The following is a 13,858-nucleotide window of genomic DNA, read 5'->3' as shown; positions in this document are numbered from 1 at the left end:
TCCCAAATTGGGACGCATTAAAAGGAGGAATTTAATGCCCGAAAATAGAAAGATAGAAAATACTACAAAATCCACTGATACCAGAACCGTGTCTGCCACCAATGACAAAAAGCCCGAGACCCCGGCAAGGCCCGCTGATACCAAGGCCACGCCTGCCGCTGGTGATAAGAAGCCGGAAACCCCGGCGAAACCCGCCGATACTAAGGCCGCCGCTGCCGATGGTGATAAAAAGCCCGAGAACCCGGCAAGGCCCGCTGATACCAAGGCCGCGCCTGCCGCTGGTGATAAAAAGCCGGAAGCCCCGGTAAAGCCCGCTGATACTAAGGCCGCCCCTGCCACTGGTGATAAGAAGCCCGAGGTTCCCGCAAAGCCCGGTGATACCAAGGGCACCCCTGCCACTGGTGATAAAAAGGCAGAGGGCCCGGCAAAGCCCGCTGATACCAAGACCACCCCTGCCGCTGGTGACAAAAAGCCCGAGGGCCCGGCAAAGCCCGCTGATACCAAGACCACCCCTGCCGCTGGTGACAAAAAGCCCGAGGTCCCGGCAAGGCCCGCTGATACCAAGGCCGCGCCTACCACTGGTGATAAAAAGCCCGAGACCCCGGCAAAGCCCGCTGATACCAAGGCCGCGCCTACCACTGGTGATAAAAAGCCCGAGGTCCCGGCAAAGCCCGCTGATACCAAGGCCGCACCTGCCGCTGGTGACAAAAAGCCCGAGGTCCCGGCAAAGCCTGCTGATACCAAGACCGCCCCTACCGCTGGTGATAAAAAGCCCGAGAACCCGGCAAGGCCCGCTGATACCAAGGCCGCGCCTACCGCTGGTGATAAAAAGCCAGAGAACCCGGCAAAGCCCGCTGATACCAAGGCCGCGCCTACCGCTGGTGATAAAAAGCCAGAGGTTCCCGCGAAGCCCGCTGATACTAAGGCCGCCCCTGCCGCTGGTGATAAAAAGCCAGAGGACCTGGCGAAACCCGCCGATAGTAAGGCCGACCCTGCCGCCAGCGATAAAAAGCCCGAGAACCCGGCGAAGCTCGCTGATACCAAGGCCGCCCCTGCCGCTGGTGATAAAAAGGCAGAGGCCCCTGCCGCTGGCCCGGGGAAAGCTACTGCGGTTGAACCGCCCAAGGGCATCCGCGTTACACAGGTGTATGGAGACAGGCTTCAAAAGCTGGCCCGTTCCTTCGGCCTGCTGTATTTTATCCCGCGAAAGAAAGGCGACAGCAGCCCCATGTTGAACGTGGTATCCAACGAGGCCAATGCCGCCAAGCTCAACGCGGTTTTTCAGGCTATGGGCTATCCCATCCCGGCAAAAGAGGTTAAGGAGGAGCCTGCCGCAAAAAAAGCCATCCCCCGCGTTCCACAAGAACGATCCTTGCCCGGGCGCGGGAATGGCTTGAAACAGACGACGGAGAAATCGACGGATAAACCGTCTGTGAAAAACCGCCTGGAAGCCCTGCGCGCCGCCAGCGACAGCATGAGGTCCGGGCCTGTCAAAGTAAAAGAACATATAAGATAAAGGAGTGTTTCTAATGGCAAATTTAGCAGATATCGTATCGCGCAAGACACAGAACGACCAGGAATGGAAGGCCCAGCGTCAGGCAGACAGGAGTACAACGATATTCTTATTGGCAAGGCCGCCGAAAGCAACGATCTTGTGCAGGAGAAGTATATCACCCTGTCTATCGCCCAGCGGAAAATCGAAGATACCCGCGCTTATTTCCGCCGGGTAGACGGGAACCTGAGCAAGAATTTTGGGCGGCTGGATTCTGGCGCAAGAGCCATTTCTAACTATGAGCGTCTGCGCCTTCTCCACGACTTTTTCCGTCCGGGAGAGGAGCAATATTTCACCTTCGACCAGGCTGCCGCCATCCGCCATGGGCTGGACTACAAAGACCTTATCTGCCCGGACGGTCTGCAATTCAAGGCGGGCCATTTTGAGATGGGCGGCAAGTTTGGCCGGGTGCTCTTTCTGAAGGAGTACGCCAGTTACATCAAAGATGAAATGATTGCCGACCTGTCGGACTTCGCCCGGAATCTGGTGATTGCCATTGACATCCTGCCGGTTCCCACTGACGAAGCGGTGAAAGAAATCCAGCAGCGCATTTTGGGCGTGGAATCGGACATTACCCGCTGGCAGCAGCGGCAGAACTCCAAGAACAATTTTACCGCGTCCGTGCCCTATGAACTGGAGCAGCTTCGGGCAGAAACGAAGGAATTTCTCGACGACCTTACCGTGCGCGACCAGCGGATGATGTTCGCGGTAGTGACATTGGCCCACGTTGCCGACTCTCTGGAGCAGCTTGACGCGGACACGGAAACGCTGCTTGCCATAGGCCGGGAGCACCTCTGCCAGTTTTCCATTTTGCGGTATCAGCAGGAGGATGGATTGAATACAGTGCTGCCCTATGGCCTGCGCCGGGTAAAGGCACTCCGGACCCTGACCACGGAAAGCGCCGCTGTGCTTATGCCCTTCCGGGCACAGGAGATACAGGACCCAGGCGGAATGTACTATGGGGTAAATGCCGTGTCAAAAAACCTGCTTATCTGTGACCGCAAACGGCTCATATCCCCACACGGTTTTTATCTGGGCGTGTCCGGTTCGGGCAAATCCATGGCTATGAAGTCAACAATAACAAATGTCGCGCTGGGTACGAATGACGATATCATTATCATCGACGCCGAGCGCGAATACGGCCCGCTGGTCCGTGCCCTGGGCGGCGAAGTGGTGGAAATATCGCCCCACAGCCCCCACCACATTTCCCCTCTGGACATGGCCGAGGGTTACGGCGAGGACGAAAACCCCGTAGCCCTGAAATCCGAGGTTATCACCAGTATTCTGGAGCAGCAGATGGGTTCCGGGAGGATCACAGGCAGCCACAAGTCTATCATAGACCGCTGTACCGCTAATGTGTACAGGCCCTTTTTGAAATCCAAGGGCAAGCTTCCTGCCCCTTTACTCACGGATTGGCGTGCCGAAGTGCTGAAACAGACCGAGCCGGAGGCCCGGGAAATTGCCCTTGCCGCCGAGCTCATCACCGAGGGCAGTCTCAATGTGTTTGCCCACGAAACAAATGTGAACATGGACAACCGGCTGGTGGCTATCGACCTCTATGAAATGGGAGAAAGCCTGCGGCCCACAGCGCTGGTGGTTACGCTGGAGGCCATACAAAACCGGGTTGCCGCCAACCGCAAGAAAGGGAAATACACCTGGGTTTTCATTGATGAAATCTATCTGTATTTCAAGTACCACTATTCGGCGGAAGTCCTCTACCGGGCGTGGAAACGCTGGCGCAAATACGGAGCGCCGCTGACAGCCGCGACCCAGAACGTGGAGGAATGTCTGCGTTCGGAAACAGCCCGGCTCATGTTTGCAAACTCTGAATTTCTGCTGTTGTTCAATCAGGCGGCTACCGACCGGGTTGAGCTTGCCCAGCTTCTTCATCTGTCCGACACGCAGATGGGTTACATCGAAAATGCCGAGGCCGGGCATGGCCTACTCCGCATGGGCGGCGCGCTGGTGCCCTTTGTCAATACCATCCCCAGGGACACGGAACTGTACAGGCTCATGTCCACGACGCCGGGGGAATCCTAGTGCTGACCTTGGGCAGTCTCTTTGATGGCATCAGCGTATTCCCACTGGCGGCAAGGCTTAACGGCATTGAGCCTGTCTGGGCCAGCGAGATCATGAAAGCGCCGGTCTCCGTCACAAAGCGCCATTTCCCCGGTATGCTTCACTTGGGGGATATTACCCGGCTCAACGGTGGGAAGGTTCCCCCTGTTGATATTATTACTTTTGGCTCACCCTGCCAAAATCTTTCACGAATCGGGGACCGCCAAGGTCTGGGCGGGGTGAAATCAAGCCTGTTTTTTCAAGCTATACGAATCATAAAGGAAATGAGGGATGCTACTGGAAATATATTTCCAACAATCGCTGTTTGGGAAAACGTTATGGGAAGTCTTGTATCAGGAAACCGGGCTGATTATGGAGCCGTGCTTGCAGCTTTCACAGGGCGCGCGGTTCCAATGCCTGCTTCTGGACGCTGGGCCAACGCCGGAATGGTTAGAGGGGCCGGGATTGACCTTGCCTGGCGGCTCATGGACGCCCAATATTGGGCAAGCCCCCGGCTGGCCCGAAGGCAGAGGATTTTCCTGGTGGCGGATTTTAGAGGGCGGCGTGCTGCCGAAATACTGTTTAAGCCCCGGACAGTGCAGCACATTACTGTCGCTGGCGGCAAAGGTGGGAATCCCGCCGCCCAGGGAAATAGAGGCCCTTTTATTGAAACAGGGGGGCGTATACCCCAGGTCCGGCCCTTTCAGATGTACAGGATGAGGGCCGCGGCAGTCAAGCAGAATCACGCGCAGTTTATTGGCAGCTTTGGGCGGGAAGGAGACCCATACACCACCATCCTGTCCAGCAGGGCCGCGCCCTTTGCCTTTTGGTACGAGGACGACCAGGCAGGCGGCTGTATCCGCTGTCTGACCGAGAGGGAGACCGAACGGCTTATGGGCCTGCCGGACGGCTGGACAGAGTTCGGTGTAACCGGTGAAAGAATAAGCCCCACGCAAAGACAGAGGGCTTTGGGCAACTCCATTGCCCTGCCCTGCGCCTGTTACATCATGGCGGGCATACGAGAAACTATAGACTAAGGCTGGAAATGCGTCCCAACTTGGGACGCATTTCTTTCTGTATTTTGGAGGTGTTTTTATTCGGGTAATAAGAGAAAAAAGCGCGGTTTCCGCTATAAAAGGGAAACCCAAAATCCAGCCCAGAAAGGCAGATAATATTTTGCCAAAAAAACGCGCTTTGAAACTGGGCCGGGATACATTCACAAGGAAAATCGGCGAAGCTGTGAAAGGTGAAAATATAGACCAGCGAGAAACCCTGAACAGTAACCATGCCGTTGACCGCACTGGGCAGGCGGTTGAATATGGTGTTGATAAATTTATCGGTTCCGTGAAAGCTGGCACGCAAAAGGCGAAAATCGCTATCCAGAAGCGGCAGAATTTTATTAAGGAACGCAGGGCGCAAGCCGCTGAGAAAAAAGCACAGGCGGCGGATTCGGTTCGCCGGGAACAGGGAATTGCCGAAGCCGGGGCACAGCAAGAGATTCTTACGCCGCCTATGAATGACAGGGTACAGATACATACAGGGATTGAGCCTGCGACTTCCGACCAGATACTTGAAATCCCTTATTCCATTTCCGCGCGGCCTGCTCCTTCTGGTGAAACTGCTTTGAAAGGGAAAGTATCGTTCCCGTCTTTATCCACAAAAAGCAGCGGCACGCAAACCCATCCATCAATCTATCAATCCAGCCAGCCGACCAAGGGGGAGGCTGGCCGTTCGGCGGTCAGAGAGCGCTTTTCTGAGAATATCTCTCCCAAGGAGAAGCCTGTGCGCGGCCCTTCCGCCATTAAATCCCGCCGCCCGGAGGAATCCGTTAAGGCTATGGCAGAACCCATCAAAACAGGCAGGGCAGGCGCCAGCAAACCGCACTTTCCCACTAAATCCGCAAATTCTATCAGGACAGGCAGATTCACGAGCCCCCGCATGTCCGCTGGCAAGGCCCTGATGGAACGTGCCGCCCGCAGGATGAAACTCCACAGCCAAAAACAGTTAGTAAAGCAAACAAGCTGCGCCGTAAAGGCTGCGGGAACTGTCACAAAGAAAGCTGCCGCTGTCACTGTTAAGGTAGCTCGCTCTCTGATGAGTGCTGTCATTGGGCTGATTGGCGGCGCTGGATTTTTCGTCCTGCTGGCAGTTATCCTCCTGGGCGGTGCTCTGTCTGCGTTCGGGAGCTCTCCGGGCAGTGGCAGCTATACCCCGGTCAGCGCGGAGGTGGAAGCCTTCGACCCTATTATCCGCATTTATGCCACACAGCACGGAATCCCGGAATATGTGGATTTGATAAAAGCTGTGATGATGCAGGAATCCGGCGGCAGCGTGGAGCTGGTGGGCGGTGATGTTATGCAGTGTGCCGAGGGTATGGGCCTGCCGGTGGGCACGCCGGTTGACCCGGAAAAATCCATTGACTTCGGGACAAGCATAATCGCAGACAACCTGCGGCTTGCGGGGGCCACCGGCCCCGGCGATATCCCGCACATCAGCCTGGCCTTGCAGGGCTACAATTTCGGCAACGGCTACATAAGCTGGGCGCTGGCCCGGGGCGGTTACTCCAAAGAAAACGCCCGGGAGTTCTCCATCCAGCAGGCGGCGGCCCATGGGTGGAGTGGGTACGGTGACATGGACTATGTGGAACATGTTCTCCGCTATTACCCCCTGGCCGCAAACCCGCTGGACGGAGCCAGCGCCATTGCAGAGGGGCGTTTCGCTTTTCCCTTTCCCGGCCATACCTGGGACACATACCCCGGCCACAACGGGATAGATATTTCTTTTGCAAACTGCTACGGAGAGCCGGTCTATGCCTGCGCTCCCGGTACTGTACGGTACATACAGGACGGATGGACGCCTGCCCATGGCGTAGACAATATGTGGTCCTTTGGCAACTGCGTGGTGGTGGATCACACGGACGGCTGGCAGTCCGTTTATGCCCATTTGTCACGGCTGGCGGTAGTGCCGGGCACGCCGGTACGGCAGGGCCAGCTTGTGGGGTATATAGGCAGTACGGGCAATTCTACCGGGCCTCACCTGCATCTGGCTCTGTACTATCATGGCAGCGCGGGCGAGAACGGCATGAATTATGCGGAAATGGCCTGGCCGCAGTATAGAGATTGATGCGTAAAGGCTTCAGGACATAAGCATTTCCACCTACAGCTATTTGAAACAGGGAAACTATACTGTCCAGACTTCACGGAAACTTTCAAAAGTGCTAGACCCGGCTAGTGACCTGTTCTTATTCTCAGAGAAGTACAGTGTAGGCGAATAATGGGAAAAGAGCCGTGAATACCTCACGGCTCTTTTGTAAAATATGCGGTTGGCGGGTGCTCCACTATATGCCGGTCCTATCCTATGAGCATATATGCAGTCAGGAAAGATTTCCGTTTCTGTCGCAGGTTAGGGTTACAGTTTTATCTGTATAAATTCTTTTATACTTTACTGTTGCAGTGCCGACTGCAGAAGAGCCGCTGGTATAAGCGTTCTTGCTTATAGTAGATGTGTTGGAATCATACCGAGTTATGGAGCATGAGGCCGATGTTGCAGTTGAAGTAGTTCCGTTATAGGAAAATGATCCATTTACAGTCACGGCCCAAACAGCGACATTACTCGAAGTGTAATAAGTAGCAGTTTTATAACCGTTTTTCGTTGAAGCTCTCGCGGAAGTTGGATAAGATCCCGTTTCAATAATAAAGTAACTTCCATCAGTAAATGTCTCAATGGAAGTTGATGTGTTGATAGACACTACTTCTTGAGCAGAAGCGGGAAACGTAAAGCACACAAACGCAAGCAAAAAAACAAGTCCAAGAGATATAATCTTTTTCATAGAATTAGTCAACCCCTATTACAGTTTAATTTAATGTTGTAGCAGGTATTTCACCGACTGTTTCAACATAATGGCCTCGTCGGTACCCCTCATTTTCCAGATAATCGACAAAAAATATTATGGAAAACACCACAGCTAATAGCGCTATAACCGCCAAAACCGCCCCAAATATCCTCCGGCCATACCGAAGTGACTTACCTAATACTACCGGATCAGCTTCTTCAAGGAAGCTTTTTGCAATTTCATCAGGTGTACCAAATTTTGCTGTTAGGTCACTCATGGTAGCAGCAGGATTTTCAGAAAAGTATTGTGCGACGCTTTCCTGCATCTGCTCCAAAAAAAGGGCCTTGCGAGCTCTTGGGCAATGTAACTCATGCTTGATTGCTTGCAGGTAGCGCCTTGCTTCAGCCCCCAGTCCATCCGGAAGATTCGGATCTATGTTCTTGGCTGTATCGGAATACATTTTCTATTCCCTCCTGTACTTCATAATACTCCTTTTCTAACTGTTCCAGCCGCAAAATCCCTTTGGGTTCCATATAGTATACCACCCGGGTGCGCCTACGACCAAACTTTGTTTCTACGGTTTCATCCCGGCCGGAAATATAGCCAGCATCTACCATACGGTAAAGTAGCGGATAGAGAGAGCCTTCCTGGACCGTAATGATCCCCTTGCTCCGTTCCTTTAGCAAGTGGACAAGCTGATACCCATAAATGTCCGTTTCTCGCATAATAAGCAGGGTCAACATTTCAATAGAGCCTTTTTTAAAAGTATCGATTGCCATTTTGCCACACTCCGTCTTTCTAAATATTATTATAGCATAATCGAGGCTATTTGTAAATACCTATATAAAATAAGTAAAATTATATTGACAATAAGACTAAATCGCGATATTATTGTGGTGTAAAAAGCAGCATTGCAAAATTTGCTATAATTATTTCCATGCTTATTGCGTTTTTTTGTGGGATTGGTTTTGGAGGTGAGAACCTACTGTTACAATTATGTTTGAAATAAATTCGGCTTATTGGAGGGGGAACAGATGGTTTGATAAGTTGCTAAAGCTTGACAATAGTGAATATGGACAAATGAGACAATCAATTTCTTTGCCGGAACGGTTGAACAAGAAAAAACAATATTGTCACCGTGAATCAAGTGAAACCACAATCTCTGGTTTTCGCTTTAGCCGCAAAAGAAAATACTGTCTTCTTGAGTAAGTCATGAGAAGCAGCACTTGTAATGGGTGAATTAAACGAAGGATCTTTACAAGAAATAGTTCGTTCTCTACGATCCACCAACCACTGGCATCCTTATAAATAAGTGCAGAACATTCAGTCCTAGGAGTGAGACTTAATCACTACCACATCATTATACAAGGGGGATTAAGATTCTTCTGAGTTCCAACTGTGTTTATATCAATATAGAAAGGGGGGATGGTATGTTATCCCAAAATGGCAAGCACTGGCTTTTATGCGCATTTTTAATGGCGTGCGTTCTAGTTGATTGCTTTTTCATATCCAGAGTGAGGCTGTTCTATAGCACTTCTCTTCTCATTTTTGTTTTTCTGATTTCCGTTTGTTATTGCGTGAAGGATTTTTGTGAAATGAGAAACGCAAGAGTGAAACGGCAGGAACAGCAAAAAAAGGTATCCTTAGATCGAAAGACCCATGAAAATGAAATAGAAAAATAACCGATAGGAGAGATGTTTTATGAAAAAACTTGTTGCTCTAGTACTTGTCTTAGCAATTTTTGTGAGCACGAATATTACTGGATTTGCAATTTCTCCCAATTCCTTCGGCGCAAATGAGAATTTTCAGTTATCAGAGTTTGAGGAGATCAATCAGAGCGACTTGGAATTGTCGGGAGAGGTAACAGAGGAGTTGGAAACAGAGTCTGTGAAAGAAATTTTGGGTTACAAAATCCCACAAGAGCCTACTGTTGCCCTTGATCCAGCAGAAGCTATGATCTATGAAGGCGAAGGAAATGTTTATACAATCCTTACGGCCATGGACGAACAAAGTAGAATAACAAAACTTTACAGGAATGGGGTGTTACGTCAGAAAGCCCTGGGAGACCGGTATTCAAATCTTATCTATACGGAGCTTTATGATATAGAGCTAACATCGCCTGATGAAACGCTCGTACAGGTCAATCCGGAAAGTTCGTTTCAGAAGATCGATGGGGAGACACAAGAAATTAAAGAGGAAAACGGCTTTACATATATCACTGTACATAAGCCAGTTTCTTCAGAAGTTTTAGACATTCCGTCTAATACCGGGATGATAATCAGTCAAAGTGCGGCCGCAAGTACTTATGCAGCTTCAAAGAGTCCCATGGAGGATGAGCCTCCTACAAATGATGGCCTGTCCAAGTCACAGTTTAGCGGCGATCTCGACTATTTTAAATTGGGCTCAAATAGCATATCCTACGATGGCTCTCAACTATATACTGGGACATTGTATCGACGAATTTCCAGCTTCAAACACATGGGTACAGCACGTGAACCATACAAAATTTCACCCGGAACGGCAGTTGGGACGGTTATTTCGGCAATTGGTCTGTTTTTGGATCCGTCAAAGATTTCTGTCCTGCTTGGGATCGGGTCAGTCGTAACGACAGAAGTCTTTAACTACGCTACTTCTGTGCAAGTAAACATTTACAATCTTGATGGGGACTATAAGGTCAGAGTTAATTCTGCTGGAAATAATCCTTACTTTACTACTCGTCGTATCACTTCGTACTACAAAGTCTATAATACCTATTTAGATAGATGTGAGTACCAAATTAGACGAATTGAAGATGGCTATCCTCTCAGTAATCCTAATCTGGTAAATGAAGGTATCAGCAATTATGGGTATTACCATTTCTTTGATATTATAGAACACTGGGCTAAAGATAATATTAGGTGGGCTTACGGGAAAAATTTCATGAGTGGTACGGGAGAATACAAGTTCAGCCCCGAGGCATCGTGTAATCGTGCCATGGCAATTACCGTGATTTACAGAATGGCGGGACAACCCAATGAAGGAACCAGTTCGGGCTTTACAGATGTGAAAAGCAACGACTACTTTGCCAAGGCAGTTACTTGGGGCAAGAACCACAAAATTGTCAGCGGTACGAGCAGCACGACATACAGTCCTAACCAGAATGTAACCAAAGAACAATTTGTCCTTATGTTATATAATTATGCGAAATATAAAGGGAAAAACTTAACTGCTTCTGGAGATCTAAATAAATTCACCGATGGCAATGATGTAAGTACTTATGCAAAAACTGCCATGAAATGGGCTATTGGTAATAAAATTGTCTCTGGGAACAATGGAAAACTGAATCCAAAGTCAACCACTACGAGAGCTGAATTATGTGTTATGATAAATAAGTATTACAATAAATTCGGATAATGGAATTTCTAAGACTGGGCACGGAAATTACATGGTTTTGATTAGGCAAAGCGATATTTCTGGCGTGATTATGCTTACTTACTGATAAAGCGTTTTCATTTGCAACTTAATGTTGTTTCTTCATTAACTTTTTTGGTAGGTGTGATTATTTAGTTCACTTTTTCTTTCATATGACCGGAAAAGAAAAATGAATTATTTTAGTTGCTTGCTCTTGCATTCTACTTGTTGCAGAGATTACCGTTTGGATTTCCTGTGAAAATGTATTACAGCTGTATTATGCCTTGCAAATGATTGTCTATACTCTTCCTTTCGCTCCTAGTATAATAAGCGAAATAATCACAGTTTTCGCCTATAAGACTGTTAGGGAAAATCATCCATTATTGAAGTGCGCCCTAATTTGGGGCGCACTTCTTTCGGATATGACAACAATGCGTTTCATCAAGGACACTGTTGACAAAAGTACTACAAGAGAGCAGGAAGCATGATATAAATGGTATAATAAAATGCAAGACAGGAGTTAAACATATCCTATTGAAAGAATGAGATGATTTGCCCTCCGCCTTGCAGAAAAATCGACTGTTAATCTATAAAGGCAAACCAAAGCCTTGTGGCTTGTTCGGTTTGCCTTTTTTTAACCCCCACTACTTGAATACCCCGGATATTTTCCCATTTTTGCCCTTGCGAAAGTTGTCCAGGCTATGCCCTGACAACTTTTATTTTTTTACCCGCTGGCGCAACGAATTGTTACGTTATCTATGCCTGTTAGCGGATGTGTTTAACCAAATACAGCTAATTCGACTGTTTTACGCTGCCCGTGCTCCACCTTGCATGGATGTTCTATCTGACATCGCAAAACATCCATGCAAAGGAGCAGTAATATATGTTTGACAACAAAAGCGATTATGCCCTGAATAAAAAAACCCCGGTGCCATTGTGTTCAAGACGGCGACCGGGGCCTTTTTGCGTTTACGCCGCGACAATTTTTCGTCTGAAGAGGAATTTCAGAAGTGGAAGGACTGGTCAGACGAAGATTACCGCGTCAGTGATAACAGGAACAGTACATACATGAAACACACTGTATGTATAGAAGATACTACCGAGCAAGGCGAAACTCCGTCCCCGGAGCAGCTTTTGTTTGAACAGTACGACCAACTTGACAGAGAACGGTTTGTTAATCTTCTTTTGGAGGGTATCAATACCTGCCTGTCCGAACCCCAGCGCCGGAGGCTTTTGAAGTATTACTTTGAGGGCCAAACGCAGGAGGAAATAGCTCAATCTGAAAATGTTGCCCATCAGAATGTGGCAGAAAGCCTTTGGCGGGCCAAAGAAAATTTAAGAAAATTTTTCAAAAAGGCCATGCTATAAGGGCCGATTTCAGACGATAGGTGAGGGACAAACTTCCTGCCGAATCGTCTGGCCGGGTAATGCGTCCCAACTTGGGACGCATTACTTTTGTCCCGTCGTTCTTTGAAAACTGAATAGGGCAAAGCAGATACATTCCCTATGCGGGGAGCCATGCTGTTCGGCGCGCGATGATACCTTTGTGGAGCGATAAAGCCGAGTAGTAAGTTGTCAGGGCAAGGCAGCGGGCCATGAGCCGTATAGTGGGTACAATGATACTTACGCTGGCTGTGCGTCACAGCGCAGGGCGTCCGTCATAAGAATGACGGAGGAAATAGTTGACTACGTTAACTATAAAAACTATGGAGCGGCTGCCATCCGCCGTCTGCATGAGCCTATAATTTTTATGAGGAGAATCGCCATGCAAAAAATAACACCCGCAACAGGCGTAACTTTTGTAGACCAGTCCAATCATACTATTTATATGAGCGTGGGCGGCTGCCAGGTTACTATCGCCTGTTTACCCGAAAATAATACAAGATTATATGATAAAGTAAAAGATATTTTAGTAGACGCTGCTTTCCATATGCCCAACAGCAGCGAAACTAAAGAAGCCACCGATACATCATAAGAACATTATCTGCATTTTAACAGGTATTGCTTGCAAAACACAGCAAAACCATGTATACTATAAAATAAAGGAAGTGACTCCCATGCCCATAAAGCCTTTTAAGGATTTGAGCCTTGTAGACGACTTCATGTTTTCAGAAGTCATGCGCAGGCCCGAAAATATCAAGCCGTTTCTGGAGGCCGTGCTGGAAAAGAAGATCCAGCGGGTGGTGACTATCGACAAGCAGAAGGACTTGAAGGACACCTACGACGCCCACGGCATACGATTGGACGTGTATCTGGAGGATGAAAATCATACCAAGTATGATGTAGAGGTACAGGCCCGTCTGCACCGCAAGCTGGAAAAGCGTATACGGTATTATTTGAGTGGCATTGACCGGCACAGTCTTGAAATGAATGAAGATTATGAGAAAATGTCTGACAGCTTTGTGATTTTCATTTGTGTGGAGGACTACTATGGCGCGGGGTTAGCGGTATATGAGCGTGAAAGCCATATAAAGGGGGCGCCGGAAATCCCCTATGAGGACGGTTCCCACGCATATATCCTCAATGCGAATTTCACAAAGGAAAACGGAAACCCGGCTGTGCTGGATTTTCTACGGTATGTCCGGGCAAGCTACAAAGGAGAGCCCTATGATATTTCAGAATCCGTCTATCTGAAGCAGATTGACGAGGCCGTAAGTGAAATCAAAGAGGACAGTGGAAGGGAGATGGAATACATGACGCTGGCGATGAAGATGATGGACGAGCGCAAGGACGCCTTTGAGCAGGGAGAAGCCAGAGGCCGAGCCAAGGGTCGCGCAGAGGGCCGGACAGACGAGCAGATTAAAATCGTCAAACGTATGCTTGCCCGAGGGCTGAGCCTTGAGGAAATCAGCGACATGATTGACGTGGGACTGGACGAGGTAAAAAAACTGTCCGAACAGGAATAATCAACAAACAGATTTGTACAAGGGGTTCCCTATCGGGAGTCCCTTTTCTTTTGCGGAATTTGACAAAAGGCTGGCAATATGAGATAATATTATTGGGGAGACCCAATATGCACCTTGAAA

12 protein-coding genes and 1 pseudogene are annotated in these 13,858 nt (G+C 49.1%); 9 read left to right on the top strand and 4 right to left on the bottom strand.

What is annotated here, in order from left to right; genetic code table 11:
* Positions 1–34 precede the first annotated feature (34 nt).
* The 4 genes and pseudogenes from ADH66_RS07970 to ADH66_RS21710 all read left to right on the top strand — a co-directional run bounded on the left by ADH66_RS07970 (position 35) and on the right by ADH66_RS21710 (position 4,647).
* On the top strand, positions 35–1,516 hold the full coding sequence (locus ADH66_RS07970; RefSeq protein ID WP_066533707.1) for a DUF3801 domain-containing protein: 1,482 nt from the start codon (positions 35–37) through the stop codon (positions 1,514–1,516).
* 63 nt (positions 1,517–1,579) lie between these two features.
* On the top strand, positions 1,580–3,592 hold the full coding sequence (locus tag ADH66_RS07965; protein WP_157130558.1) for a VirB4-like conjugal transfer ATPase, CD1110 family: 2,013 nt from the start codon (positions 1,580–1,582) through the stop codon (positions 3,590–3,592).
* A pseudogene (locus tag ADH66_RS21715) lies at positions 3,592–3,948 on the top strand (DNA cytosine methyltransferase); the annotation flags it as partial. The gene ADH66_RS07965 and the pseudogene ADH66_RS21715, both read left to right, overlap by 1 nt.
* A 75-nt stretch (positions 3,949–4,023) precedes the next feature.
* Positions 4,024–4,647 (top strand): DNA cytosine methyltransferase, encoded by a 624-nt coding sequence (locus ADH66_RS21710; RefSeq protein WP_407922942.1) that lies wholly within the window; start codon positions 4,024–4,026, stop codon positions 4,645–4,647.
* On the opposite strand, the gene ADH66_RS19975 is transcribed toward ADH66_RS21710, so the two are convergent.
* Positions 4,637–5,146, bottom strand: a complete 510-nt coding sequence (locus ADH66_RS19975; RefSeq protein WP_162288733.1) for a hypothetical protein — start codon at positions 5,144–5,146, stop codon at positions 4,637–4,639. The genes ADH66_RS21710 and ADH66_RS19975 overlap by 11 nt on opposite strands.
* A 402-nt stretch (positions 5,147–5,548) precedes the next feature.
* On the opposite strand from ADH66_RS19975, the gene ADH66_RS07955 reads away from it, so the two are divergent.
* Positions 5,549–6,733: a lysozyme family protein gene (locus ADH66_RS07955; RefSeq protein ID WP_066533717.1), complete on the top strand. Its 1,185-nt coding sequence runs from the start codon at positions 5,549–5,551 to the stop codon at positions 6,731–6,733.
* A 250-nt stretch (positions 6,734–6,983) separates the two neighbouring features.
* Here the strand turns inward: ADH66_RS07955 and ADH66_RS19970 are convergent, their stop codons facing one another.
* The 3 genes from ADH66_RS19970 to ADH66_RS07945 are packed head-to-tail and all read right to left on the bottom strand — an operon-like array spanning position 6,984 to position 8,221.
* The gene (locus tag ADH66_RS19970; protein WP_157130559.1) at positions 6,984–7,439 is read right to left on the bottom strand and encodes a hypothetical protein; all 456 of its coding nucleotides are present in this window, start codon (positions 7,437–7,439) and stop codon (positions 6,984–6,986) included.
* A gap of 25 nt (positions 7,440–7,464) precedes the next feature.
* Complete coding sequence (locus ADH66_RS07950) at positions 7,465–7,902, bottom strand: hypothetical protein (protein ID WP_066533719.1); 438 nt, start codon at positions 7,900–7,902, stop codon at positions 7,465–7,467.
* Entirely contained in the window at positions 7,844–8,221 is a 378-nt protein-coding gene (locus tag ADH66_RS07945) for a PadR family transcriptional regulator (protein WP_066533721.1), read from the bottom strand. Before ADH66_RS07945 ends, ADH66_RS07950 begins: the two co-directional genes overlap by 59 nt.
* Before the next feature lie 922 nt (positions 8,222–9,143).
* On the opposite strand from ADH66_RS07945, the gene ADH66_RS07935 reads away from it, so the two are divergent.
* From ADH66_RS07935 to ADH66_RS07920, 4 genes are all read left to right on the top strand, one after another.
* Positions 9,144–10,835 carry an S-layer homology domain-containing protein gene (locus tag ADH66_RS07935; protein ID WP_066533723.1) on the top strand — a complete coding sequence of 564 codons (1,692 nt, stop codon included), beginning with the start codon at positions 9,144–9,146 and terminating at the stop codon, positions 10,833–10,835.
* A 1,065-nt stretch (positions 10,836–11,900) separates the two neighbouring features.
* Positions 11,901–12,200, top strand: coding sequence for an RNA polymerase sigma factor (locus ADH66_RS07930; protein WP_066533725.1), 300 nt, complete (start codon positions 11,901–11,903; stop codon positions 12,198–12,200).
* 298 nt (positions 12,201–12,498) lie between these two features.
* Positions 12,499–12,807, top strand: a complete 309-nt coding sequence (locus ADH66_RS07925; RefSeq protein WP_066533727.1) for a hypothetical protein — start codon at positions 12,499–12,501, stop codon at positions 12,805–12,807.
* A gap of 82 nt (positions 12,808–12,889) precedes the next feature.
* Positions 12,890–13,738 (top strand): Rpn family recombination-promoting nuclease/putative transposase, encoded by an 849-nt coding sequence (locus tag ADH66_RS07920; RefSeq protein WP_066533729.1) that lies wholly within the window; start codon positions 12,890–12,892, stop codon positions 13,736–13,738.
* Positions 13,739–13,858: the final 120 nt, after the last annotated feature.

The organism is Acutalibacter muris (genome assembly GCF_002201475.1).
GTDB classification, from domain to species: domain Bacteria; phylum Bacillota; class Clostridia; order Oscillospirales; family Acutalibacteraceae; genus Acutalibacter; species Acutalibacter muris.
This window is presented reverse-complemented; position numbering and strand designations above follow the sequence as displayed.